Annotated in this window: 2 protein-coding genes; one reads left to right on the top strand and one right to left on the bottom strand. The window is 62.3% G+C overall.

Features of this window, described 5'->3' with window-relative positions:
* Positions 1 to 423 precede the first annotated feature (423 nt).
* Positions 424 to 876, top strand: coding sequence for a hypothetical protein (locus ACX80P_RS16940; RefSeq protein WP_394253161.1), 453 nt, complete (start codon positions 424 to 426; stop codon positions 874 to 876).
* 47 nt (positions 877 to 923) lie between these two features.
* Here ACX80P_RS16940 and ACX80P_RS16935 read toward each other — a convergent pair whose 3' ends face one another.
* Positions 924 to 1,391, bottom strand: a complete 468-nt coding sequence (locus ACX80P_RS16935; protein ID WP_459279264.1) for an EAL domain-containing protein — start codon at positions 1,389 to 1,391, stop codon at positions 924 to 926.
* Between the last annotated feature and the right edge of the window lie 82 nt (positions 1,392 to 1,473).

Here is a 1,473-nt window from a genome sequence, read left to right as displayed (position 1 = left end):
GCTTAGGCATGTGAACATCCTTGCTGCGAGGACTAAATCCTCACAAGTCAGGAGTCAAGCAAAGCCGGGGCAGTCCCACGAAAGTCACTGACCGTAAGCTCCTCCAGGAGCTCCGCACAGAAGCGGCCCTTTTCACGTACGCCTACACCGCCCTGCGCTCGAACCCGACACTGCTGAATCCACCCGCCGCCCCACCTGCTGACCCGCCCACTCACTGACCCTCCCGCGAGGACGGAACAGCCCGGTGGCGCCCCGGTCTGGTGTGGCGCGATCAGCAGCGTGACCAGCAACGTGGCCGGCGGGGTGAGGTGTTGCCGTCCCGGGCAGCACGCACCACCACGCACGACCAGGCACAGAAAGGTTCGCGATGATTCCGGCCGAATAGGGTCGTGGCGTAGCACCAGCCGGTTGCATGATGTCTGAATGCTTCCCATTCTGGATGAGACCGTCGTGCAAGACCTCGCGGTGGGCCTGCGCTCGACCCGCGAGGCGTTGAACTTCCTGGACCGGTTCGATGCCCTGCTGTCCACGCGTCTACGAAAAATCCATGATGCCCTCATGTCCCAGGATCTCGACCAGATGCAGATCGCTTTGTTGAGCCTGCATACCAGCGCTGCGATGGTCGGCGCAGCTCGACTCCACGACTGCACGGGCCGCATCCAGCAGCGTTTGGACGGGTGGCCGTTTTCCGTACCGGCATCGCGGGCCCTCATGAAAGACCTCGGAAGGGAAGCCATCCAATTCACTCGCGCTTACCGGGTCCTGCGGTCACGGCAGACATCGAGCGACGCGTCGAGCACGCCGGGTCAACGCGACAGACCAGTGTCAATCACCCAAGTTACCCCGGCAACCCAGGTGATCAGGCACCCAGGGTAATAAGGACACCATAAGCATTCAGAACCTCGTGGGCGGGTCCTCGGCCCTCAGGCGACGGGTTCCGGATCGAGACGTCGCGTTCGTTGATGGGTGCTATCGAGATCGGTGAGTGGCTGCACGTCGATGGTGGTGTGCTCGGGTGTGGCGCGGGGTTGGCTGGTGATCCAGTGTGTGAGGTGTCCGGGGGTGAGGGGTCGGCTGTAGTGGTATCCCTGGGCGAGGTCGCAGCCCATACTGAGCAGGGTGGTGCGTTGGTGGTCTGTCTCGACTCCTTCGGCCACGGCCCTGATGCCCACGGCGTGGGCGAGCTGGATGCAGCTTGAAACGATCGCACTGTCACCGTCGTTGGTGCCGAGCCCGTTGACGAAGGACCGGTCGATCTTGAGTTCGTCGATGGGAAAGTCCTTGAGGTAGGTTAGGCTCGCGTAGCCGGTGCCGAAATCGTCGATGGCCAGTCCGACGCCGAGCGATTTGAGGTTGGTGAGGACAATCAGTGCTGCCGCGGGGTTGTCCATGAGCGGGGACTGTCCGATAAACGGTGTGTGGGGTCCGGCGTTTCATCAGTAAGTTGTTTTCTCGAATCGTCCGGCGAAGGTT

The organism is Arthrobacter arabinosi (assembly GCF_054511115.1).
The sequence above is the reverse complement of the archived record's forward strand: the minus strand, read 5'-3'. Positions and strand labels throughout refer to the sequence as shown.

Coding starts and splice junctions, on each gene's coding strand:
- ACX80P_RS16940 (WP_394253161.1), top strand. CDS start 424: ATGCTTCCCATTCTGGATGAGACCGTCGTGCAAGACCTCGCGGTGGGC.
- ACX80P_RS16935 (WP_459279264.1), bottom strand. CDS start 1,391: ATGGACAACCCCGCGGCAGCACTGATTGTCCTCACCAACCTCAAATCG.